A 21,187-nucleotide genomic window follows, 5' to 3' on the forward strand; every position below is an offset into this window, starting at 1 on the left:
TCTGCCCGGGCGTTTCGGGGCAATCTCGGGTTCGAATCCGCCGGGGCCGCGCACGGGCATGGCCGGACAGGTGAACGGGGAGTGGATCGCACATGGCATTGCCTGTTCACCTTCCGTATGGGTGCGATATCTTGGCTATACAACTTTTGGGCCGAGTGTGTGTTCTGCTGCCGGGCGTTTCGTTTCCCGGCCTCTGATGGAATGCCGGATCCAGGAGTTCACTAGTGCGTATCGCAACTGCTCGCAATGTTGGAATCTGTCTTGTCGCAGGGGCTTTGGTCCTCGGCGTGGGCGCCTGCACGAAGAAGTCGGACACGTCGGCGGGTGGGGCCGCGACGGCGACTTCGGCTGCGGATCTCGGAGGAATGGACGCGCTCGTGGCCGCGGCCAAGAAGGAGGGCACGCTGAATCTCATGGCGCTGCCCCGTGATTGGGCCGGTTACGGCGCGCTGATGGACAATTTCGGCGCCAAGTACGGCATCAAGGTCAATGACGATAATCCCGGCGCCGCCAGTGCCGATGAGATCAATGCGATCAAATCGCTGAAGGGCCAGGATCGCGCGCCCGATGCGGTCGATGTCGGCACCTCCTTCGCCATCAGCGGCGCCAAGGACGGGCTGTACGCGCCGTACAAGGTCAGCACCTGGGCCGATATCCCGGACTCCCAGAAGGATTCGGCCGGCACGTGGTACGGCGATTACGGCGGCTACATCTCCATCGGCTGTGATGCCGCGAAGGTCGCCGTCTGCCCGACGACCATCGCCGACCTGGCCAAGCCCGCGTACAAGGGACAGGTCGCGCTCAGCGGCGACCCGCTCAAGAGCAACTCCGCGCTGATGGCGGTGTGGACCGCGGCCCTGGCGACCGGCGGGTCCGCCGACAATATCCAGCCCGGTATCGACTTCTTCGGCAAGCTCAAGTCCGAGGGGAACTTCGTTCCGGTCAAGGCTACGGCGGCCACCGTGCAGTCCGGCGAGACGCCGATCATTATCGACTGGGACTACCTGAACGCCGGAATCGCTCAGACACTGGGCAATACGAACGTGAAGTGGACCGTCGCGGTGTCCACTGATGCCTCCATCGGCGGATACTACGCACAGGCGATCAGCAAGACCGCACCGCATCCGGCCGCCGCGCGGCTGTGGCAGGAGTACCTCTACAGCGATGAGGGTCAGAACGGTCTGCTCAAGGGTTTCGCGCGCCCGGTGCGACTGCCCGCCATGCAGAAGGCCGGCACGGTCGATCCGGCGCTGACCAAGGTGCTGCCGGCCGCCAGCGACAAGGCCGTCTACCCGACGGACGATCAGGCCGCGAAGGCCAAGGACACGCTCACCCAGAACTGGGCGAACACCGTCAAATGAGAACATCGGTTCGTTCGGCCCGGGCCCTCGGCTGGCTCGGGCTCGTTCCGTTCCTCGGCTACGTCGGTGTGTTCTTCCTGCTGCCCACCGGCGTGATCGTGTATTCGGCCTTCCAGGTCGGTGACGATGCGAATTCGTCCTTCGGGACCGCGAATGTCACGGCGGCGCTGAAGGGCGCGTATCTCACCGGGCTGAAAAACAGTGTGGTGCTGTCGCTGGTGGTCGCGATCATCGCCGCGGTGCTGGGTGTGATTCTGGCGTACGCGGTTACGAGCGGACGCGGGCAGATGCTGCAGCGGGTGGTGTCCACCAGTGCGGCCGTGCTCGCCAATTTCGGCGGGCTGCCGCTGGCATTCCTGTTCGTCGCGGCGATCGGCAATGCCGGTGTGCTGACGAAACTCCTCCAGGATCATCTGGGCGTCTCCCTGCGCGATGACCTGCATCTGGATTTGTACTCCCAGGCGGGTGTGCAGTTCGTCTATCTGTATTTCCTGGTGCCGCTGATGGTTCTGGTGATCACACCGGCACTCGAGGGATTGCGCCCGGAATGGCGTGAGGCGGCCGAGAGCCTCGGTGCGCGGGGCTGGCAGTACTGGCGCTATGTCGCCGGACCCGTGCTGCTGCCGCATTTCCTCGGCAGTGTCGCGCTGCTGTTCTGCACCTCCTTCTCCTCGTTCGCCACCGCCGATGCGCTCACCAATGGCACGCTCTCGATCACGCCGCTGCAGATCGAGAGCGCCGTATCCGGCAATGTGCTTGTCGGACAGGAGAATCTGGGCGCGGCCATGGCTCTGAACATGATCGTGGTCGTGGTGCCGCTCACCCTGCTCTACCAGTACATGCAGAACAGGACCTCGCGATGGCTACAGTGACCGATCCCGCGGCCGTGGTGGGCGGCCCGGCGGTGCAGCCGAATCCGGCACGGCGATCGACCCGCCGGATCGCACCGCCCACGGCGTATTGGCGCTGGATTGTGCTCGGCCTCGCCGCGATCTACTTCATCGGGCCGTTCGCGGTGGCGTTCTGGTTCACCATCAATGACAAGAACGGGGTGAGTTTTCGCGTTTATACGCGAATCCTCTCCGCGAACGGGCTTTCCGGCACTCTGGGCACCTCGCTGGTGCTCGGCCTGATCGCGGTGGTCATCACACTGGTGCTCATGGTGCCGACAATGCTGCTGGTGCACTTGCGTTTACCCGCCGCACGGCCGCTGGTCGAGCTGTTGTCCCTACTGCCGTTGGTGATTCCGCCGGTCGCCCTGGTCGTGGGTGTGCGCAGCGTGCTGTCGTGGGGCAATAACAGCGACTATGTCGAAGTGTCCCAGGTGTTCACGGCATTGCAGCAGCAGCCGCTGTCGTTGATCCTGGCGCTCGAGTACGTGGTCATCGCGCTGCCGTTCACCTTTCGTGCGCTCGATGCCGGAATTCGGGGTTCGCGCATCGGCGTCCTGGTCGAAGCCGCGCAGAATCTCGGCGCCGGATGGACGATCGTCATGTGGCGGGTGGTGCTGCCCGCACTGCGCACCTCACTGCTGAACGCGGCCTTCCTGACCTTCGCACTGGTCATGGGCGAGTACACCATTGCGAAGATTCTCATCTTCCGCACCTTCCCGGTGTGGCTCGCGCAATCGGCCAATTCCGATGGCCAATTGCAGGTGGCGCTGTCGATTCTGAGCCTGGTACTCACCTGGCTGCTACTGCTCGTTGTCGTCTCGATCGCAGGTCGATCACGAAAGGCCCCCCGATGACCGCCCAGTCAGTTCCCGAGATCAACAGCACCGCAGTCGCTTTCGTCGACGTGCACCGCCGGTACGGTTCGGTGCGAGCCCTCGACGGGCTGAATCTGGATATCGCACCCGGGGAATTCGTCGCGCTGCTCGGCCCGTCCGGATGCGGGAAGACCACGGCGCTGCGCATTCTCGCCGGATTCGATCACCCGACCTCGGGGGAGATTCGCGTCGACGGTCGCGATGCGTCCGCTATTCCGGCGAACAAGCGCGATATGGGCATGGTCTTCCAGTCCTACAGCCTGTTCCCGACCATGTCGGCGCTAGACAATGTCGCCTTCGGGCTCAATCTGCGTGGGCGGCCTGCCAAGCGGCGGCGGGAGCGGGCGCAGGAGCTGCTCGATATGGTCGGGCTCGCCGATCACGTGGCGAAATTCCCGCATCAGCTCTCGGGCGGGCAGCAGCAGCGCGTCGCCCTGGCGCGTGCGCTGGCCATCGCCCCGCGGGTACTGCTGCTCGACGAGCCGCTGTCGGCGCTGGATGCGAAGGTTCGCCAGCAATTGCGGGAGGAGATCCGCCGTATTCAACGGGAATTGGGCGTGACCACGGTCTTCGTGACCCACGACCAGGAGGAGGCGCTGGCGATCGCGGACCGGGTCGCGGTCATGCGCAATGGCCGGATGGAGCAGTGCGCCAGTCCCGATCAGGTGTACCAGCGGCCCGCGACACCGTTCGTGGCCGAATTCGTCGGCACCATGAATCGCATTCCGGCGACCGCGGTCGATGCCACCCATGTGCGAGTGGGGGAGCAGGTGCTGCTGTGCGATGGTGAGGCGACGTGCACCGGCGAGGTGACGGTGCTCGCCCGCCCGGAGGCGGTGCTGGTGCACGAATCTGCCGAGGGCACAACGATTGTGGAGGCCGGGACCTTCTATGGCGCGACCACCCGGCTGCGCCTGACCCGGGCCGACGGGACGCGATTGCTCGCCGATATCGCCAGCCATCGCGCGGGCGACCTGTCTCCGGGTACCCGGGTCACGGTATCGCTGCTCGACCGGCCGGTGCTGCTGGCGGCGGATCCGCAGTGAATAGAGTTGGCGTGTGACCACTGGACAGCCGAAGGTGCCGCGCTATCGGGAGATCGCCGAGCAATTGCGCGAGGCGATCGAGAACGGTGAGTTCGCCGACGGTGAGTCACTGCCCTCGGAGCACCATCTGAGCGAGCGCTACGGCGTCTCGCGCGGCACCATCCGGCAGACCTTCGCCTATCTGCGCGCCTCGGGCATCGTCTCGTCGCGACAGGGCGCGCGGCGGCAGGTGCTGCGCGGCCCGCGCGCACAACCGATGACCGAACTGCTCAGCTTCTCCCGCTGGGCGCGCAGTATCGGCGAGACGCCGAGCAGCCGCACCGTCGGCACCGATATCGTCACACCCTCCCCGGAGGTCCGGGAGAAATTGGGTCTGACACAGGGGGAGAAGGCTTTTCACGTCGAGCGGGTCCGGTTGCTGAGCGGGGCGGCGATCATGCTGGAGAGCACCTACTACCCCGAACGGCTCGCCGCGCCGATTCTGGCCATGGATCTGGAGGCCGAGTCGATCACCGACAATCTGGAGGACTACGGCATCGTGTTCGTGGACGCCGAGCATTCGATCGAGGCGATCGGCGCCACCGCGCGCACTGCGGAGCTGCTCGGAATCCATATCGGCACACCGCTTCTGCGCACCATGCGCCGGACCACCGACCCGGCGGGCGAGGTGCTCGAGTGTTCTTTCGACACCTACCTCGGGTCGGCGGTCGCCTTCGTCGTACGCAATTCGGTGGCCGCGGGTGCGGTCAGCCGGGTCAGATCGAGGCTGTCGAACTGACCGTGCGATCCATCGCCTCGATATCGGCGCGGAAATCGGCGAGTGTCAGCTCCGGCGCATGCGGATCCTTACCGGCATCGTCGAATCTGCGCAGTGCCGTCGCGGCGTCGCGGTGCGGTTCGGCGGCGAAGGCCGCGACCTCCTCGGGGCTCATGGTCCCGCCCTGCACGGCCATGGTGAATTTCGATGCCTCCGAAAGCCGTTCGTAATAGGTCGAATCCGTGGCGCACAGATACCGTTTGGCGGCCACGTGCAGGCGGACCGGCTCGGTGACCGCGGCGTCGAACCACTGCGAAAGCCATTCGGCGGCAATCGTGTCATGGTGATTGTCGGTGCCCCGCATGAGTTCCCGGCCGCTCATCGCACCGGAGAAATGCCCGACGTCGTGCACCACGGCGGCGACGACCAATGCCGTGGGAGCACCCGATTCTCGGGCCACCCGCGCGGTCTGCAACATATGTGCCGCCATCGAAACCTGTTCGCCGAGGTAGTCTTTCGCGCCCTCGCCCTCGAACAGGCCGGCCAGGATCTCGTAGGCATGTGTCATCGCGTGCGCTCCTCCAACGTCCGCAGGGTGCTCGAGAGCCCGTCCAGATCGGCATAGGCGCCCTGTAGATGGCGGCCGCCGGCGGCCGCGAAAGCCGTGCGGGCGTGCAGGGTCCGGGTGTTGTCGAAGATCAGGCAGTCGCCGGTGCCGAGCCGGAAGTTCAGCCGGGCCGCCGGTGCGTACAGCAGTTCAGCGAAGGTGCGGTACGCGGCGTAGAAGGCGCGCACGCGGGCGGGATCGGCGAGCGGCACCTCCATCGACCGGTTGTTGAATCGGACCTCGCGAATCCGCTGCCCGGCATCGAGACCGATCAGGGGCGCCACGGCCGCCAAGCGGGTGCCGTCGCCCTCGTACCGGTAGGTGATTGGGGTGCGGGTGAGCACCTCGAAGGCGGCGGGATCGTGCGCGCGCAGGGCCGCTGCCGCCGCGAAGCCGTCGACAAGACCCGAATCCCCGCCCTCGGCGGCATTGTGCAGGCACAGCAGCAGCTGCAGCGTCGGCACCGGATCCCGGTACGGGTTATCGGTGTGCGGGGTGATGGCCAATCCCGTGAATGCCAGGTTCACCGGGTTGGGCTCCACCCGGACATCGAAGATCCGGCCGTAATTCGTCTCGCGTACATACCCGAATGTCTCCGCGACCTGTGTGACCTGGCCGAGTTCGGCCGGGACGCCGCGTAGCAGCACGAATCCCCACTCGACCACCTGCCGCAATGCCGGAGCGGGATTCTCCAGGTATGTCTGCCAGGCGACCGGCTCGAGGTCTGCTGCTGCGTCGGCCTGCGGCCAGAGCGTCTTCGACCGTTCGCTGCGATGGTCGAGTTCAATGCGGGCGGTATCGCCCAGCAGGGTGTCGATCGCGAAGGACGTACGGTGGCTGCCCGGTGCGAAGACGACCTCGAGCCGGTCGTCGATGACCCCGGCGTCCTCGACGCGTACATCGGCGGGCAGATCCACGATATCGAACAGTCGCTGCCCGCTCGAGGTGTCTCGGCTGAGCGCATCAGTGGCGTTGTCCCGCAACCACATTGCCGGAATCTCGACCGTGCGCGCGGCCGTCGTCAGCCACACATCCCCGTCCACGACGGCGGCCTCGACCACCGCCCCGTTCTCAACTTGGCTATACATGTTGAGGAGTATGGCACGGCCTTCCCGGCCGCCTGGGTGGTCTCGTCCTGAATATCGCGTGAACAGCTTCCTTCCCCATAGCAGTTGAGCGGGGGCGTAGCTGAAAATATCGATGTGAGTTCAGAAATGATCGTTCTTTTGATCGTGATCGTCACCGCGTTGGGATTCGATTTCACCAACGGTTTCCATGACACTGCCAATGCAATGGCGACGTCGATCGCCACCGGAGCTCTCAAGCCCCGGGTGGCGGTCGCCATGTCGGCGGTCCTCAATTTGCTCGGCGCCTTCCTCTCGGTGGAGGTCGCCAAAACTGTGTCGGGTGGTCTGCTGAATATCGGCAATGTGAACCACATGGCAATGCTGCACATCGTTTTCGCCGGCCTGGTCGGTGGAATTCTGTGGAATCTGCTCACCTGGCTGTTCGGTATTCCGTCGAGTTCCTCGCATGCGCTCTTCGGCGGTCTGATCGGTGCGGCCGTGGCCGCGCTGGGCGCCAGCGGCGTGATCTGGACCGGTAACGAGAAGACCGGATTGATCAGCAAGATCATCGTTCCGGCGGTGCTGGCGCCGTTCGTGGCCGCGCTGGTCGCGGGACTGGGCACCTTCCTGATCTACCGGCTCACCCGCCGCTCGGCGAAGAAGCGGGTCGACGACGGCTTCCGCTGGGGCCAGATCGGTTCCGCCGCACTGGTTTCACTCGCACACGGCACCAATGACGCGCAGAAGACGATGGGCGTGATCTTCATGGCCCTGGTCGCGCACGGCACCTTCAGCAATAACGACGATATTCCGCTCTGGGTGAAGTTCGCCTGTGCCTCCGCCATTGCCCTGGGCACCTATCTGGGTGGCTGGCGCATTATCCGCACGCTCGGCAAGGGGCTCGTGGAAATCGATCCGCCGCAGGGCTTCGCGGCCGAAGCCTCCTCTGCCGCAATCATTCTCACCTCGGCGCAGTTCGGCCTTCCGCTCTCGACCACGCAGGTCGCGACCGGATCGATCCTGGGCACCGGGCTCGGCAAGCCGGGCGCGGAGGTGCGCTGGGGCGTGCTGGGCCGGATGGCGACCGCCTGGTTGTTCACGCTGCCGCTGGCGGGCCTGGTCGGCGCGCTGTGCTGGGGGATCGCGGATCTGTTCGGCGGACTCGGCGGTGTGCTGGTCGACTTCGCCCTGCTGATCGGCCTGTCGGCCTTCATCTACCTGCGTTCCCGGCGCAATCCGGTGGACACCAGCAATGTCAACGACGAATGGGACGGCGGCCTCACGCCTCCGTCGGACGTCAAGGTCGCCGCCGGCGCGACGGTCTGAGGAGAGACGGTCCATGCATACGTTCAATGCCATCGCCAAGTCACTCGGTGAAGTGACACTGATCGCCCTGCTGCTCGGGGCCGGGCTGCCGCTGATCTTCACCATCGGCATCCGGTTCTGGTCGATGGAGACCGTCGCGGCGGACGGTGCGCCCACCGGCGCCCGCAATCCGGCCGCACTCGCGGTGGCCTACCTCTGCTTCGCGATCGTCGTGCTGGCGATCGGGGCCGGAATCCTGTACATCGCAAAGGATTTCATCAGCCACTCGTTCGACGTCCAGCTGTTCGGCGCCAAACCTCCCAAGAAGTGAATCCATGACAATTTCGAATACGTCAATTCTCGGTGCGGTACTGCGCTGGTTGCGTGCGGGATACCCGGACGGCGTTCCGCCCGAGGACTACGTGGCCCTGTTCGCGGTACTGCACCGCAGACTCACCGAATCCGAGATCAATCAGGTCGTCGAAGAACTGGTGGCCGAGAACACCGGCGGCCGCATCGATCGCGATCGCATCGAAGCCGCGATCACCGGGCTTGCCCTGGAAAAGCCCGGCGACGAGGATGTGAACCGGGTCGCCGCACGGCTCGCTGCCGCCGGTTGGCCGCTGGCCCGTCCATCCGAGGACTGATACCTACCGCGGAGGCTGGAAGTCCTATGGCGTTATCTGCACTGCTGTCCCGCATCGTCGCCTGGCTGCGTGCCGGATATCCGCAGGGTGTCCCGGATACCGATTACATCCCGTTGCTTTCGCTGCTGGCGAAGCGACTGCCCGAGGACGAGGTGCGGCAGGTGGCTGCCGCACTCGTCCAGCAGGGCACGATTCCGGCCGATAAGGCGGACGTCGGGGTGGTCATCACCAAACTGACCGATGAGCTGCCGACCGAATCCGACCTGGCCCGCGTGCGCGCGCACCTGGTGGCCTCGGGCTGGCCCATCGAGGACGATTGGAACGACATCGACCAGTGACAGGCGGGATCAGCGCACTGCCGCTATGGCATTCCTGGTCGCCTCGGCGATCAAGGTGTTGTCCGCCTGGGCGTCTTTGGCGGGGTGGGTGGACAGCACCGCGATAACGATGGGTGCGGTGCTGCCCGCCGGCCAGGTGACGGCCACGTCATTGGCCGTCCCGTAGGCGGAGCCGGTGCCGGTTTTGTCGGCGGTGCGCCAATCGCCCGGCAGGCCCGCGCGAATCCGCTGGCCACCGGTGGTGTTGGCGAGCAGCCAGTCCGTCAGCTGCTTGCGCTCCGGGGCCTGCAGAGCGTCGCCGGTGGTGAGGGCCTGGTAGTCGTGGGCGATCGCGGCCGGTGTCGTGGTGTCCTGCTCATTGCCCGGAATCGAGTCGTTGAGCACCGGTTCCCAGCGGTCGAGCCGGCTGACCTGATCGCCGAGGGTCCGGACGAACTGGGTGACGGCCTGGGGTCCGCCGAGCAGTTTCAGTACCTCGTTGCCCGCCACATTATCGCTGTAAGTGATTGCCGCATCGCAGAGTTCGAGTATCGACATGCCGCTGGCGACCCGGCTGCCGGTGACCGGTGCGCCATCGGCCGCGGTGACGTCCGCATCGGTGAAATGGATGATCTGGTCGAAGTAGCCGGTGTCGAGCGGGTGGGCGTGCAGCAGGGCGCCGCAGGCGAGGGTCTTGAACGTCGAGGCCATGGGGAATCGCTCGTCCTGGCGGTAGCCGACCGTCTTTCCCGATGCGGTGTCGAGGGCGAACACCCCGAGCCGGGCCTGACCGCGCTGTTCGACGGCGCTCAATTGCGCGTCGGCGTTGACGGCAGCGGCGGTGCTGGTGGCTGCGGGCGCCGTGGTGTTTGCGGTGTCCGACGTGTTCCCGCAGGCGGCGATCGCGGGCAGCGTCAAAGTCATCATCGCGGCGAATATCCGGCGGGCCGGGGTGAGCCGCATCCTGCTCTGAGTCATGGTGACACGACAACACGGAACCGGTACGGCTGTCCAAGACCACGCCGATATGCACCGATATCCGATCCGATATCGGCGCAGCGTCAGTGCCGCTTCCGGTGGGCGCGGGCCTGGAATACCTCGCGGTGCGTGGCGACCACATCGGGCCAGAGGGCGTGCGCCCCGCCGCGGGTGAGGCCATCGGCATTGAGAGCATCGAAGGTCTGCCACGCGTCGAGTGCGTGGTGAGTTGCCCTGGCGCGCAATGCCTGCGGTGGCGCTCCGGCGGCGGCCCGCAGTTCGGCCGCGGCGGTGGCCGCGTTGCGCAATGCCTCGGTCAGGTGGGTGATGGTGACGGGCCGCCGGAACAGGTAGGCGGCGGCCAGTGCGATGGTGGCACCCAGAGCTGTTTCCCAGGCGCGCGGGCCCATCGACTGGGCCGCGACGCCGGGGTGCGCGAGTTCGGGCATCAGCAGTGCCAGCGGAGTGACGAAAGCTACTGCGACGCCGTAGTTTCGCGGGAAGAACAGCTGCGCCACGAACATGCAGACGGCGATGACCGCGAGTATCCCGGCGACATTCGGGGCGATCCAGAGCACCGCGGCGGTGACGGCGATGCCGAGCAGTGTGCCCGCGGCGCGCTGCAGGGCGCGGTGGAAGATCATGGTGGTGTGCGCGCCCTGCAGGACCGCCGCGGTGGAGACGGGTACCCAATACCAGTGCGGCATATGGGCGCCCAGGGCCAGGGCCGCGGCCAGCGCGGTGGGCACCGCCATGCGTTCGGCGTGCACCCGGGCGATCGAGTGCCGATCGATCAGGTGGCGGTGGATATCTCGCAGCAGGGTGGTGCGTGATTGTCTCCGGTGCAGTCGGCCGCCGGGCGTCATCTCGCCGTGAGCGGTTCTCGTGGCAGCGGCGATCGTCGCATCGACGGGCCGATCTCCCGCCCTCGCGGCGGATGTCCGAACCCTCTTCCCGCCGGCGAGGGCGGCGAGAATGTCGCGACGAGAGTTGTTGCCGCCGTCGTCGATCAGTGCCGTACGATCGGCGATCAATTCGTCGAGGATCAGATCTGCCTGCTCCGCAAGGTGATTGAGCCGCGTGACCCGGTGGTGATCGCGAGCGGGGAGCGACAGTGCCGTCTGGACGGCCACCGCGGCCGCGTGCCGCGCCGCATCCTCTCCGGGGGTGCCCAGCGCCCCGGCGAAGCGCGAAAGCTGAAGGTAGGCATGGGAGATCGCCGCACGGTACGGGCGGGCCGGGTATGCCACAGCTGCGAGTGCGGTCATGGCGATCGCGAAGCCCGCACCGGCGGCCGTCCACAGCGCGCGCCGGCCGACCTGATCCGGTTCGACGGGCAATGCCAGCGCGATGCTCGACGCGATCAGGATCAAGATCATGCCGGGTTGCCCGGCGCGGGCCACATCGATGACGAAGGTGGCGAGTCCGGCGACGATGGCAATGAGAACCGCCGCGACCCAGGGCGATCCCGCGACCGCGGAGAACACGGTGACACCCACGATGATGGCGAGACCGGCCGCGGCGCTGATGCGCAGCCGGCGGGCGCCGTGCTCGCCGATGCCGTAGACGACGGCGAATCCGCCTGCGACCGCGAGCAATCCGGCGGCCCGGCCGGCAAGGGCGTTCACCGTGAGAAACGGCACCACGGTGGCGAAGAGCGCCAGTACGGCGGCCTCCCATGCCCAGGGGCCGGGCCGGTGCGCCACGAGCGCGCGCAACAGCGGCGGATGTGCCGGGGCGGGCGGGAATTCGGTGGTGATCGCGTGGGTCATCGAATCGCGCCGGTGATCACGAATTGCAGCGTATTGCCCAGGACTTCCTCGAACTGCGCGGCAGGCAGTGAGCAGGCCGGCTCGAAGCGGAAGACGTAGCGCTCCATGATCGTTCCGATGAGCAGGCAGCGCACCAGCGCATTGCGGGACGGGCCGGTGCCGTCATCGCCGAAAATGGCCCGCAGCGGGGTGGCCAGCTGCACATCGAGAACCGATCGCATGATCTGCTCGCTCGGCGCATGCGTCATGGCCGAGCGCAATAGCGCCTGCCAGGGATCGTCGGCGCTCATGTGCTCCCACCGTTCGACATAGCGCCGCGCCAGGCGGGCGCCCAGGCCGTCGAGCTCCCCGGGCAGAACGTCGTCGCGCAGCCGGAGATCGCTGACGATCTCCCGGAACAGGGCCTCTTTGCTGCCGAAATAGGTGATCACCAGTGCCGGATTGACATCGGCGTCGGCGGCGATGGCGCGAATCGAGGTCTGGTCGAAGCCGCGCTCGGTGAAAAGCCTGCGCGCGGAATCCAAGACGCTGCGGCGGCGGCCCTCCGGATCGTGCGTCCGCTTGCGTTTGGTCGTGTGTTGCTCCGCGGTCGCCATCCTGACAATCTAAACGGGTGTTTAAAAATAGTCTATGTGGGTTGATTCACTCCCGGGTACGGGCTGGTTAACTGGCCGTGTGACTACCCCCTTCATCAAGATCTGCGGTTTGAAGACCGAAACGGACGTCGACGCGGCCGTGGCGGCCGGGGCCGACGCGGTGGGGTTCGTCTTCGCGCCGGGGAGTCCGCGCACGATCGACGCCGCCACCGCGCGGCGGCTGGCCGGGCGAGTACCGGCGAATGTGCTCACCGTCGGCGTCTTTCGCGGTCAGTCCGTGGAGGAGATTCGGCGATTCGTGCGGGAAAGCGGTGTGCGCGCAGCGCAATTGCACGGCGAGGAGGGGCCGGAGTACTTCGAAGCGCTGCGAGGTGAGGGAAAGACATTGCTGCGGGCCACCTCCCAGCATGTCGAGAAGTGCGGAGAGTACGGCGAGGATCTGCTTCTGCTCGATGCTCCCGATCCGGGCTCGGGCACACCGTGGAATTGGGGCTCGGCGCAGTTCTCCGCCCCGGCGGGACAGTGGCTACTGGCAGGGGGCCTGACCCCGGTCAATGTCGGTGCGGCTCTCGAGTTGACGGGCGCGTGGGGCGTCGACGTCTCCAGTGGGGTCGAGAGCGCGCGCGGTGTGAAGTCGCCGGACCTGATCCGCGCATTCATCACCGCGGCCCGCGACGGCGGGCCGGTGACCGCCGGGAAGTGAGTCTCGGCGGGGAGTCGGCGGGCCGTGCTCATCCCTCGCGCGGGGGACCTGAGATCACCCGCTCGAGCGATGTTCCGGGCGGTTGTGCTGGCTAGCGTGGCGGTATGGAGCCTGCTCAGGAAGTAACCCGGCAGCAACCGCTCGCTCGCCCGCTGCGGCAATTCGATCGCAGGCATGTGATCGATGCGCTGGTGCCCAATAGCGCCTTCCTGCTCGGATATGTCATCGCGGGACCGCTGGCAGGTGTGGCCGGCGCGCTTGTCGTGGCCTCGGTGCTGGTGCTGGTGCGGGTGTTGCGCAGCGAGCCGTTGCGCCTGATCGCGATGTCCTTCGGTGCGGTGCTGTTGCAGGCCGCCTTGGTGGTGGGCACGGGGGAGGGGCGCAACTTCTTCCTGTCCTGGTTGGTGGTCAATACCGCGCTTCTTGTCGTCTTCGCGGGCTCGCTGGTTCGAGGCCGCCCCATTACCGTGCGCATCGCGCGGCGTGCCGGTCTGCCCGAGGATTCGGACCTCCACCAGCGGCTGACCGGCTACTGGCTCGGACTGTGGGCGCTGCACCTGGCGGTCGGCCTGCCGCTGTATCTCGTGAATCAGGTTGTCGCGCTAGGCATTGCGCACTTCGTGCTCGGGTTGCCCCTGCTCTTTGCCCTGGCGGTGCTGTCGTGGCGTCTGCTCACGCGGCCCGCCGCACCGGCTCCCGCCCTTTACTACCGAGAGGAAGTTCGATGAAAACGCAGTCCAGTACCGAGATTCCGACTCTCGGCCGGGCTCGGCTGCCGGTGTTCGGCGATATCGGCGGCTTCGCGGGTCAGCGCACGGCATTCGAATTGCCCTCGGCGTTCGGCGAACTCGGCAGTCTGATCTCCGCCAACCGATTCGGGCGGCAGGTGCTGCTGGCCGGGCGGGTCGATGTGGTCGGTGATCTGTGCGACGACTCGCGGTTCGTCAAATTTGTCGGGCCCGCGCTGAAACTGCTGCGCGGCAATATCGGCGGGGGTTTGTTCACCGCCGACAATGAGGATCCGAATTGGGCGAAGGCCCACAACATCTTGATGCCCAGCTTCGCGATGGACGAGATCGACAGCTATCACCCGGTCATGCTCCGGGTCGCGGACGCGCTGATGAGCAAGTGGGATGCCGCGGCCGACCGTGCTCCCGTCGATGTTGTCGGGGACCTGACCGGATTGACCTTGGACACCATCGGACTGGCCGGATTCGGCTACGACTTCGGGTCGTTCGGCCGGGCGACCGCGCATCCGTTCGTCGAGGCGCTGCGTGAGGTGCTGACGAGCACGCAGCAACGGCTGCGGCGACCGCCGGGCAGTGATCGGCTGTTCCGGCGGCAGGATGCCGCGCAGCGGGAGCAGACCTCGGTCATGCTGTCCACCATCGACGATGTGCTGCGGGCCCGCCGGGAGCGGGGCGACACCTCGGCCGATGACCTGCTGGGTCTGATGCTCAATGCGGTCGATCCGCGGTCCGGCGCCGGGCTCGACGACACCAATATTCGCGATCAGATCGTCACCTTCCTGGTGGCGGGGCATGAGACCACCTCGGGTGCACTGTCTTTCGCGCTGTACGAGCTCGTCAAGAATCCGGTCGCACTGGCGCGGGCCACCGCCGAGGTGGATGCGCTGTGGGGTGCGGATGACAATCCGCGGCCTACCGCCGAGGATGTCCGCGGATTGCGTTATGTACGACAGTGTCTGGACGAATCGCTGCGGCTGTGGCCGACGGCTCCCGGATTCAACCGGGTCGGTGCGGCCGATTCGGTGCTGGCCGGACGCTACCCGGTTCCCGCGGGTCAGCAGGTGCTGGTGGTGCTGCCCGCGCTGCATCGCGATCCGTGCTGGGGTGAGAATGTCGATGCCTTCGATCCCGATCGCTTCACCCCCGAACGCACCGCAGCGCGCCCGGTGCATGCCTACAAGCCGTTCGGGACCGGCGAACGCGCCTGCATCGGAAGCCGTTTCGCGGTGCACGAGGCCACGCTGGTGCTCGGACTGCTGCTGCACCGCTACGCCCTCGACGATCACAGCAATTACCGGCTGCAGGTCGCGCAGACGCTGACGGTGAAGCCGCGCGGGTTCACGCTGCGGCTGCGTCGCCGCACCCCGGGTGAGCGGGCGGTCGCGGAGGTCGCCGCCGCGATTACCGTCGAGAGTCCGAAAGCGCTGCGTGCCAACGGAACACCGTTGACCGTCCTGCACGGTTCGAATCTCGGTGTGACCGAGCGGTGGGCCGATAATCTCGCCGCGCGCGCCGGCGAGGCGGGATTCGCGGTGCACCGGGGCAGTCTCGACGATGCGGTCGATGCGCTGCCGACCGATCATCCGGTGCTGCTGCTCGCCGCGTCCTACAACGGCCGGTGCACCGACGATGCGTCGCGGTTCGTCGATCGGCTCGAGCATGCGCGGGACGGTGAGTTCGACGGTGTGCGGTTCGGTGTTCTCGGTGTGGGCGACCGCAATTGGAGTGCCACGTACCAGCGCGTGCCGGCCTTCATCGATGAGCGGCTCGCGGCGGGCGGGGCGCAGCGGCTGGTGCCGCGCGGTATCGCGGATGCCGCCGTGGGGCTGGCCGTCGCCGCGGATCCGTGGATCGAGGAGGTGCTCGGCACCCTGCTCAGCGAATTCGGTGAGCCGGTCGACGGCCCGGTCGGCGCGGTCCCTTCGGGTCATCGGATCGTGAAAGTCGCTGGTACCGATGCCGCTACGGCCTTGACCGCAGGATTCTCGGAATTCACCGTGGCAGCCAATGAGCCGCTCACCGATCAGGGTCGGCCGGGGCGCACCAAGCGAATACTCCGACTCGGGCTGCCCGCCGGAGGCCGGTACCGCACCAGTGATCAGCTTGTTGTGCTCGCACCCAATCCCGATCGGCACGTCAAGGGTGCGCTCGCCGCGTGCGCGCTCGATGGTGAGCAGCTGGTTCTCGTCGAGCCGGCGCGTACGGCCGGTGAGTCCCGTATTCCGGCCGGTGTGCCGATCAGCGTGGAGGATCTGCTGCGGCACACCGTCGATCTGCGTAGCCCGGTCTCGGACGCGATTGTCCGCCGGCTGGCCGAGCTCAACCCCTGCCCGCCGGAGGCTCGGGCGCTGGCCGATCTCGCCGGATCCGCGCCCGAGCTCACCCGGCCCACCCTGATCGAGCTGGTGGAGCGGTATCCGGCGCTCACCGGGCGCATCGATCTCGCGACCCTGCTCGATCTGCTGCCACCGCTGCGCCCCCGGACCTATTCGATCTCCTCGAGTCCGGCGGTGAGTCCGGCTGCCGTCGACTTGCTTGTCGCGGTGGTCGAATCCGGCGTGGGCGAGCGCGGCACCGGATCCGGGTACCTCGCCGACCTCGTGCCCGGTGATCGGATCTGGGCACGGGTGCAGCCCTGCCGTGAGGTCTTCCGGGTCGATCCGGTCAGTGCGGTGCCCACGGTATTGATCGCGGCCGGGAGTGGGCTGGCGCCCTTCCACGGCGTTATTGCCGACCGGGTCCACGCCATTCGCCAAGGCGCGGAATTAGCTCAGGCCACACTGTATTTCGGCTGCGACCACCCTGATCTGGACTATCTATATCGCGCTGCGCTGGCAGCTGCCGAAACCGCGGGTGCGGTGCGTGTGCGGGCCGCGTTCAGCCAACAGCCCGCGGAGAACGTCCGCTACGCCCAGGACCGCCTGATGCAGGACGCCGACCACATCTGGGCCCAGTTGCAGGCGGGTGCACAGGTTTACGTCTGCGGTGACGCGCGGCGTCTCGCTCCCGGCGTCCGCGAGACCCTGATGCGGATCTACCGCGACAACACCGGAGCCGATGCCGACCGAGCGCGGCAGTGGCTCGGTGACCTCGGACAAGAGGGTCGCTACGTCGAGGACGTCTACGCGAGCTGAGGTCGAACGGAATAGTCGAAAGGCCCTGTCCCGCCTGTGAATATCGCAGGCGGGATTTTCGTCGTCACCCCTTCGGATGATTTCGCATCCCTCTCGAGAGGGATATTCGTATGGAAAAGTCGGTGAGAATTCAGGGTTGTGGATCACAAATGTCTTATATGAATGACGAATTCGATTTCTATACAGGTGAATTCACAGGACGTGTTAAGTGATCTCTCAGCTGCGGTAGGCAGAGTGGGCTGTGTCAGCAGCGAAATGTAATGGCTGGCAGTGTATTCCACTATTGAGAGGCGATCGAATGATTCCCGTTATTATCAACACCGGCAGCGCTGCTCTCGGAGGTCTGCTGAACACCGGAAGCGCGGCACTGGGAGGGATCCTCGGTACGCTCTGGACCGGTTCGTTCGGCTGACAGTCGCCGCTACGAGGAGTCCTGGGCGGCAGCCCTGACAAGGCGCCCAGGGTGCCGGAATACGAACACCCAGGACTCGGCCGGTCCGGAACCAGTTTCCGGACCGGCCGAATTGTTGTTCCGGGGCGGCGATTCCTTTGTGTGATGGCAGTGGTCTACATGGTGGAGGTGCGGCGCAGGCCCGCCTCGTCTCACCAGTCGACTAGAGAGCTGAGTGCCTTGACGCTTCCCACCACCATGCGCGCCCTGCAGCAGATGTCCCTGAACGGTCCGCAGGACATGCGACTGATCACCGATGCACCGGTACCGGTCCCCGGCCGGGAGGAGATCCTGCTGCGAGTCACCGCCGCCGGTATCAACTTTCGCGATATCTCGCAGACCCGGGGGACCTCTGCGGGCGGCCCGCAGCCGCCGTATCTGGCGGGATTCGAGGCTGCGGGGGAGATCGCCGCCGTGGGCGCGGCAGTGACCGGTCAGGAACTCGGGTCCACCGTAATCGGTGTCGGATACGGCGCTTTCGCCGAGTACATGGTCCTGCCCGCGGCCGGTGCGGCACCGGTGCCCCCGGGCTGGACTGCCTCGCAGGCGCTGGGTCTCGTCGTGAATGTGCCGACCGCGCTCGCCGCACTCAGACCCCTCGGTCAGATCGCCGCCGGGCAGACCGTGCTGATCCATGCCGCGGCGGGTGGCACCGGCCAGGCCGCAGTGAAAATGGCCAAACACTATGGTGCGACAGTCATCGCCACCGCCGCGCCGAGCAAGCACGACACCGTGCGGGCCTTGGGCGCCGACCACATCCTGGACTCCCGCAGCGCCGATATCGCCGCCGAGGTACTGCGGCTGACCGGCGGCGCGGGAGCCGATCTGGTGCTGGAGTCGGCGGGCGGCGCCACCTTCGGCGCGAGCCTGGCGGCCGCCAAGCGCGTCACCGGACGGGTCATCGTCTTCGGGCTGGCGGGCGGCGAGGCCTCGATCACCAACTGGGACCTGGTGTATCAGCACCAGGTCCACGTCATCGGCCTCAATATCGGCGTGCTGATCCAGTCCGCACCGCAGATCTTCGGTGAACTCATGGGCGAGCTGTTCGGGCTCATCGCCGGTGGCGTCCTCGCTCCGGGAGAGCCGACCTCGTACGAATTGGCCGACGGCCCCAAAGTTCTCGTGGAGCTGGAAAGCCGTGCGACCGTGGGCAAACTCGCACTGGTGCCCTGAGGTGGTCATCGGGCCGGGTGTCGCGGCGCGCTGGCCGATACTGCTGCGGTGCGATGGCGGATACGCTCGCGGTCAATCTGCGAGCGTATCCGGGAAACCGAATGTCGTGGTGATCAGTTCGGGATGGTGGAACGCGACCGCACGGGTCACGCCGGTGGCGGTGGTTTCGAGCACCACCACGCCGTATGCCTGGAGTCGGCCGTCCGGGTCACGGTGGTAGACAACGGCGGCGGGCTGGCCATTGGCGCTGGTCGGGAGCATCCGCCAGTCACCGGGGTCGCCCAGTACGTACTCGTCGAGCACGTGGATGCACATCGTCCGCCCGGCCTGCCAGTCGCGGAACGGTGTCGCCTCCAACGTGGCGTCCGCGCGCAGCACCTGCTCCAGCAGGACGGCATCGGACTGTTCGAAGGCGGCGATGTAGCCGTCCAGCAGTGCCCGCGCCCGCGGATCGGCCGGTTCGAGCAGTTCCGCCGGCTGGGGTCCGAGTTCGTCCAGCCGGGCGCGGGCGCGCTGCAGGCCGCTTTTGACTGCGGCAGTGGTGGTTTCGAGGATCTCTGCGGTCTCGGCCGCGGAGAATGCCAGCACCTCGCGCAGAATAAGGATGGCGCGCTGGCGGGCGGGGAGGTGCTGCAGGCTTGCGATGAGCGCCAGCCGCACCGATTCGCGCCCGACGACCACCACCGCCGGATCGTCGTCGGCCGGGAGGATCCAGCCGTCCGGCAGCGGTTCCAGCCATGAGACCTCGCCTGGCGCAACGGGACTCGGCGCGCGATCGGGTCCCTCGTAGGGGCCCGCCAGGCCGGAGGGGAGCACCCGAATCCGCCGCGATTGCAAAGCGGTGAGGCAGACATTGGTGGCGATTCGGTAGAGCCAGGACCGCATCGACGAACGGCCCTCGAATCCGGCATAGGACCGCCATGCCCGCAGGTAGGTCTCCTGCACCAGATCCTCGGCATCATGCGCCGAGCCGACCATCCGATAGCAGTGCGCCAGCAATTCGCGGCGGAATCGCTCGGTCTCCGCCGCGAACCGGTCCTGGTTCGCCGCCGGCCGCAGATGCGACGTCATGCGCCGAGCCTAAACTGCCGCAGGCCTCCCGGCCGGTACACATTCGCTGCTGACTGCCTGCCCGCCATGCGCGCACTCCTTCGTCGTGGCCGGTCCCACGGGTCGGAACCGTTCGCCATTACGACCGGAGCGCCTCATAAAAGGAATCGAATCCCAGGTCAGGGCACCTTCGGAGACTCCGCGAGGGACAGACTATTGCGGCTCGGATCGAGCACCTCGACATGTCGCAGGCCGCTACCGTACGTCTCCACCGGTTCATGCTCGATCCCGTGCGCCGCAAGCCGACCAAGAATCTCGTCCAGATCGGTCACCCCCAGGGTGACCATCGTTCCGCCCACCCGCGCGGCCCGCACCTCCCGATCATCGATGACGATCCACGCATTCCCACCCACCTGCCACAGATACTCCTCACCGATGACCACATCCGCCGTGCGCCCGAAGAACACCTCATACCACCGCACCGCCTCGGCCCGATCCCTCACGCACATAATGCTGTACAGGTCCATGTCGCCCACTTCTGTCGATAGTCTCGAAACTTGGACGACTGCTACAGCCGAAACTCATCGAACGAGTGATGAGCATGGGAGAGCTATGACCGCCATCGCGCGATTCGGAGCGATTTCGCTCGACAGCCGAGATCCTCGACACGTAGCCGACCATCAACCACCGGACTGGCCCGGCAACCAGGTCCCCAAACAAATGCACCTGGACCTCTTCGTGACTGACCTCGACTCCGCCGAGCGGGCGGCCATCACCGTCGGTGCGGTCAAGCCCGCCTTCCAACCCTCCCCGGACCGATGGCGAGTCCTGCTGGACCCATCGGGTCACCCCTTCTGCCTCACGGTGATGTCCGGTGGCGGTGAGTGAATCCTGATGTTCGAATTACTCGACGACAATGCCAAACGGGTCATCCTGCTGGCGACGAAAGAAGCCGAAGCGCTGGGTGACGATCACCTCCGTCCCGAGCATCTGCTGCTCGGCATTCTGAGCGCGCAAAAGACACCGGCACTGTCCGAACTCATCAGGTCCATCGGCCTGCGGGTAGACCGCGCCCGACTGGACATCACGCCGATCGATCCGAACCCCGGAACCCCCGCCGGGATCCTCCCGTTCGACGACGACGCCAAACACGCACTGCGACAAGCGCAGCGCGCAGCCCTCTCGCTGACGCACACTCACATCGTTCCAGAACACCTACTCCTGGGAGTGCTCGGCACCGCCGCCAACGACCGCGTCCGCGCCGCGGTCGAACCACACCTGTCGGTCACCGAATTCCGCCTCCGAGTCGACCAAATCCTGCGCGACGCAGACTGATTCCGAGAACGGATTCACTCCTCAGCGCAGTTCGTCGATCGAACCGAGTGTGACGATGCCGTCGGCGCTGTGGGCGAATTCGGGATCCAGGGTGATCAGTTTGTCTGCCTGGAGTTGGGTGAGGGCGAGGTATTCGGCGTTGTAGGTTGAGGCCCATCCGAGCTGGTCGGCCAGGTTCCATGCGCGCTGCCGGAGTTTGGCGTCGCCGAGAAGGCGAATGGGCATCCGGCCGATGTGGGCCAGACACTCCTGGGCTGCATCATGGGCTATCTCGTCTCGCCCAACCGCTTCGTGCAGGGCTGAGAGGGTCTGTGAACGCAGCAGAGTCGGGGCGAGAAGCTGGTGCGCGTCGGAGATCTTCATCTGTGTGC

At 66.4% G+C, this 21,187-nt stretch carries 23 protein-coding genes; 15 read left to right on the forward strand and 8 right to left on the reverse strand.

Annotated elements, in window-relative coordinates; all coding sequences use genetic code 11:
- Nucleotides 1-365 precede the first annotated feature (365 nt).
- The 5 genes from OG326_RS19740 to OG326_RS19760 are packed head-to-tail and all read left to right on the forward strand — an operon-like array spanning nucleotide 366 to nucleotide 4,953.
- Nucleotides 366-1,361 (forward strand): ABC transporter substrate-binding protein, encoded by a 996-nt coding sequence (locus OG326_RS19740; protein WP_327146118.1) that lies wholly within the window; start codon nucleotides 366-368, stop codon nucleotides 1,359-1,361.
- The gene (locus OG326_RS19745; RefSeq protein ID WP_327146119.1) at nucleotides 1,358-2,233 is read left to right on the forward strand and encodes an ABC transporter permease; all 876 of its coding nucleotides are present in this window, start codon (nucleotides 1,358-1,360) and stop codon (nucleotides 2,231-2,233) included. The genes OG326_RS19740 and OG326_RS19745 overlap by 4 nt, the downstream gene beginning before the upstream one ends.
- Nucleotides 2,221-3,108, forward strand: coding sequence for an ABC transporter permease (locus tag OG326_RS19750; protein ID WP_327146120.1), 888 nt, complete (start codon nucleotides 2,221-2,223; stop codon nucleotides 3,106-3,108). The genes OG326_RS19745 and OG326_RS19750 overlap by 13 nt, the downstream gene beginning before the upstream one ends.
- Nucleotides 3,105-4,175, forward strand: coding sequence for an ABC transporter ATP-binding protein (locus tag OG326_RS19755; RefSeq protein WP_327146121.1), 1,071 nt, complete (start codon nucleotides 3,105-3,107; stop codon nucleotides 4,173-4,175). Before OG326_RS19750 ends, OG326_RS19755 begins: the two co-directional genes overlap by 4 nt.
- Nucleotides 4,176-4,188: 13 nt before the next feature.
- The gene (locus OG326_RS19760; protein ID WP_327146122.1) at nucleotides 4,189-4,953 is read left to right on the forward strand and encodes a GntR family transcriptional regulator; all 765 of its coding nucleotides are present in this window, start codon (nucleotides 4,189-4,191) and stop codon (nucleotides 4,951-4,953) included.
- On the opposite strand, the gene OG326_RS19765 is transcribed toward OG326_RS19760, so the two are convergent.
- Both OG326_RS19765 and tmpA read right to left on the reverse strand, forming a co-directional pair.
- Nucleotides 4,931-5,500 carry an HD domain-containing protein gene (locus OG326_RS19765; RefSeq protein WP_327146123.1) on the reverse strand — a complete coding sequence of 190 codons (570 nt, stop codon included), beginning with the start codon at nucleotides 5,498-5,500 and terminating at the stop codon, nucleotides 4,931-4,933. The genes OG326_RS19760 and OG326_RS19765 overlap by 23 nt on opposite strands.
- A complete protein-coding gene (tmpA, locus tag OG326_RS19770) occupies nucleotides 5,497-6,627 on the reverse strand; it encodes a 2-trimethylaminoethylphosphonate dioxygenase (RefSeq protein ID WP_327146124.1) in 1,131 nt (376 codons plus the stop codon). Before tmpA ends, OG326_RS19765 begins: the two co-directional genes overlap by 4 nt.
- A 114-nt stretch (nucleotides 6,628-6,741) precedes the next feature.
- Between tmpA and OG326_RS19775 the strand changes: the two genes are divergently transcribed.
- From OG326_RS19775 to OG326_RS19790, 4 genes are read left to right on the forward strand one after another with little or no spacing between them, the layout of a single operon-like run.
- On the forward strand, nucleotides 6,742-7,932 hold the full coding sequence (locus OG326_RS19775; protein WP_327146125.1) for an inorganic phosphate transporter: 1,191 nt from the start codon (nucleotides 6,742-6,744) through the stop codon (nucleotides 7,930-7,932).
- A 13-nt stretch (nucleotides 7,933-7,945) separates the two neighbouring features.
- Entirely contained in the window at nucleotides 7,946-8,242 is a 297-nt protein-coding gene (locus OG326_RS19780; RefSeq protein WP_327146126.1) for a hypothetical protein, read from the forward strand.
- Between the two features lie 4 nt (nucleotides 8,243-8,246).
- Nucleotides 8,247-8,558, forward strand: coding sequence for a DUF3349 domain-containing protein (locus OG326_RS19785; RefSeq protein WP_327146127.1), 312 nt, complete (start codon nucleotides 8,247-8,249; stop codon nucleotides 8,556-8,558).
- Between the two features lie 26 nt (nucleotides 8,559-8,584).
- Nucleotides 8,585-8,896: a DUF3349 domain-containing protein gene (locus OG326_RS19790; RefSeq protein WP_327146128.1), complete on the forward strand. Its 312-nt coding sequence runs from the start codon at nucleotides 8,585-8,587 to the stop codon at nucleotides 8,894-8,896.
- Between the two features lie 9 nt (nucleotides 8,897-8,905).
- On the opposite strand, the gene bla is transcribed toward OG326_RS19790, so the two are convergent.
- The 3 genes from bla to OG326_RS19805 form a co-directional block, all read right to left on the reverse strand.
- Nucleotides 8,906-9,853, reverse strand: coding sequence for a class A beta-lactamase (bla, locus tag OG326_RS19795; protein WP_327146129.1), 948 nt, complete (start codon nucleotides 9,851-9,853; stop codon nucleotides 8,906-8,908).
- Between the two features lie 83 nt (nucleotides 9,854-9,936).
- Nucleotides 9,937-11,625, reverse strand: a complete 1,689-nt coding sequence (locus OG326_RS19800) for an FUSC family protein (protein ID WP_327146130.1) — start codon at nucleotides 11,623-11,625, stop codon at nucleotides 9,937-9,939.
- Nucleotides 11,622-12,221 (reverse strand): TetR/AcrR family transcriptional regulator, encoded by a 600-nt coding sequence (locus OG326_RS19805; protein ID WP_327146131.1) that lies wholly within the window; start codon nucleotides 12,219-12,221, stop codon nucleotides 11,622-11,624. The genes OG326_RS19800 and OG326_RS19805 overlap by 4 nt, the downstream gene beginning before the upstream one ends.
- Nucleotides 12,222-12,300: 79 nt before the next feature.
- Between OG326_RS19805 and OG326_RS19810 the strand changes: the two genes are divergently transcribed.
- From OG326_RS19810 to OG326_RS19825, 4 genes are all read left to right on the forward strand, one after another.
- A complete protein-coding gene (locus OG326_RS19810; RefSeq protein ID WP_327146132.1) occupies nucleotides 12,301-12,924 on the forward strand; it encodes a phosphoribosylanthranilate isomerase in 624 nt (207 codons plus the stop codon).
- 104 nt (nucleotides 12,925-13,028) lie between these two features.
- The gene (locus OG326_RS19815; RefSeq protein WP_327146133.1) at nucleotides 13,029-13,652 is read left to right on the forward strand and encodes a DUF3159 domain-containing protein; all 624 of its coding nucleotides are present in this window, start codon (nucleotides 13,029-13,031) and stop codon (nucleotides 13,650-13,652) included.
- A complete protein-coding gene (locus OG326_RS19820) occupies nucleotides 13,649-16,807 on the forward strand; it encodes a cytochrome P450 (RefSeq protein WP_327146134.1) in 3,159 nt (1,052 codons plus the stop codon). Before OG326_RS19815 ends, OG326_RS19820 begins: the two co-directional genes overlap by 4 nt.
- A 631-nt stretch (nucleotides 16,808-17,438) precedes the next feature.
- Entirely contained in the window at nucleotides 17,439-18,431 is a 993-nt protein-coding gene (locus OG326_RS19825; RefSeq protein ID WP_327146135.1) for a zinc-binding dehydrogenase, read from the forward strand.
- A gap of 72 nt (nucleotides 18,432-18,503) precedes the next feature.
- On the opposite strand, the gene OG326_RS19830 is transcribed toward OG326_RS19825, so the two are convergent.
- Nucleotides 18,504-19,502: a sigma-70 family RNA polymerase sigma factor gene (locus OG326_RS19830; RefSeq protein WP_327146136.1), complete on the reverse strand. Its 999-nt coding sequence runs from the start codon at nucleotides 19,500-19,502 to the stop codon at nucleotides 18,504-18,506.
- Between the two features lie 158 nt (nucleotides 19,503-19,660).
- On the reverse strand, nucleotides 19,661-19,990 hold the full coding sequence (locus OG326_RS19835; protein WP_327146531.1) for a VOC family protein: 330 nt from the start codon (nucleotides 19,988-19,990) through the stop codon (nucleotides 19,661-19,663).
- Between the two features lie 16 nt (nucleotides 19,991-20,006).
- On the opposite strand from OG326_RS19835, the gene OG326_RS19840 reads away from it, so the two are divergent.
- Nucleotides 20,007-20,369 carry a VOC family protein gene (locus tag OG326_RS19840; protein WP_327146137.1) on the forward strand — a complete coding sequence of 121 codons (363 nt, stop codon included), beginning with the start codon at nucleotides 20,007-20,009 and terminating at the stop codon, nucleotides 20,367-20,369.
- A gap of 6 nt (nucleotides 20,370-20,375) precedes the next feature.
- Nucleotides 20,376-20,816, forward strand: a complete 441-nt coding sequence (locus OG326_RS19845; RefSeq protein ID WP_327146138.1) for a Clp protease N-terminal domain-containing protein — start codon at nucleotides 20,376-20,378, stop codon at nucleotides 20,814-20,816.
- Nucleotides 20,817-20,837: 21 nt separating this feature from the next.
- Here OG326_RS19845 and OG326_RS19850 read toward each other — a convergent pair whose 3' ends face one another.
- The gene (locus OG326_RS19850; RefSeq protein WP_327146139.1) at nucleotides 20,838-21,179 is read right to left on the reverse strand and encodes a type II toxin-antitoxin system VapC family toxin; all 342 of its coding nucleotides are present in this window, start codon (nucleotides 21,177-21,179) and stop codon (nucleotides 20,838-20,840) included.
- Between the last annotated feature and the right edge of the window lie 8 nt (nucleotides 21,180-21,187).

The organism is Nocardia sp. NBC_01327, from assembly GCF_035958815.1.
Lineage (GTDB): Bacteria > Actinomycetota > Actinomycetes > Mycobacteriales > Mycobacteriaceae > Nocardia.

Excerpts from the sequence above, each read along its gene's own strand:
- bla (WP_327146129.1), bottom strand. The coding sequence starts at position 9,853 with ATGACTCAGAGCAGGATGCGGCTCACCCCGGCCCGCCGGATATTCGCC.
- OG326_RS19820 (WP_327146134.1), top strand. The coding sequence starts at position 13,649 with ATGAAAACGCAGTCCAGTACCGAGATTCCGACTCTCGGCCGGGCTCGG.
- OG326_RS19850 (WP_327146139.1), bottom strand. The coding sequence starts at position 21,179 with ATGAAGATCTCCGACGCGCACCAGCTTCTCGCCCCGACTCTGCTGCGT.
- tmpA (WP_327146124.1), bottom strand. The coding sequence starts at position 6,627 with ATGTATAGCCAAGTTGAGAACGGGGCGGTGGTCGAGGCCGCCGTCGTG.
- OG326_RS19765 (WP_327146123.1), bottom strand. The coding sequence starts at position 5,500 with ATGACACATGCCTACGAGATCCTGGCCGGCCTGTTCGAGGGCGAGGGC.
- OG326_RS19785 (WP_327146127.1), top strand. The coding sequence starts at position 8,247 with ATGACAATTTCGAATACGTCAATTCTCGGTGCGGTACTGCGCTGGTTG.
- OG326_RS19755 (WP_327146121.1), top strand. The coding sequence starts at position 3,105 with ATGACCGCCCAGTCAGTTCCCGAGATCAACAGCACCGCAGTCGCTTTC.
- OG326_RS19780 (WP_327146126.1), top strand. The coding sequence starts at position 7,946 with ATGCATACGTTCAATGCCATCGCCAAGTCACTCGGTGAAGTGACACTG.
- OG326_RS19840 (WP_327146137.1), top strand. The coding sequence starts at position 20,007 with ATGTCGCCCACTTCTGTCGATAGTCTCGAAACTTGGACGACTGCTACA.
- OG326_RS19750 (WP_327146120.1), top strand. The coding sequence starts at position 2,221 with ATGGCTACAGTGACCGATCCCGCGGCCGTGGTGGGCGGCCCGGCGGTG.
- OG326_RS19835 (WP_327146531.1), bottom strand. The coding sequence starts at position 19,990 with ATGTGCGTGAGGGATCGGGCCGAGGCGGTGCGGTGGTATGAGGTGTTC.
- OG326_RS19845 (WP_327146138.1), top strand. The coding sequence starts at position 20,376 with ATGTTCGAATTACTCGACGACAATGCCAAACGGGTCATCCTGCTGGCG.
- OG326_RS19740 (WP_327146118.1), top strand. The coding sequence starts at position 366 with ATGGACGCGCTCGTGGCCGCGGCCAAGAAGGAGGGCACGCTGAATCTC.
- OG326_RS19830 (WP_327146136.1), bottom strand. The coding sequence starts at position 19,502 with ATGACGTCGCATCTGCGGCCGGCGGCGAACCAGGACCGGTTCGCGGCG.
- OG326_RS19815 (WP_327146133.1), top strand. The coding sequence starts at position 13,029 with ATGGAGCCTGCTCAGGAAGTAACCCGGCAGCAACCGCTCGCTCGCCCG.
- OG326_RS19800 (WP_327146130.1), bottom strand. The coding sequence starts at position 11,625 with ATGACCCACGCGATCACCACCGAATTCCCGCCCGCCCCGGCACATCCG.
- OG326_RS19790 (WP_327146128.1), top strand. The coding sequence starts at position 8,585 with ATGGCGTTATCTGCACTGCTGTCCCGCATCGTCGCCTGGCTGCGTGCC.
- OG326_RS19805 (WP_327146131.1), bottom strand. The coding sequence starts at position 12,221 with ATGGCGACCGCGGAGCAACACACGACCAAACGCAAGCGGACGCACGAT.
- OG326_RS19745 (WP_327146119.1), top strand. The coding sequence starts at position 1,358 with ATGAGAACATCGGTTCGTTCGGCCCGGGCCCTCGGCTGGCTCGGGCTC.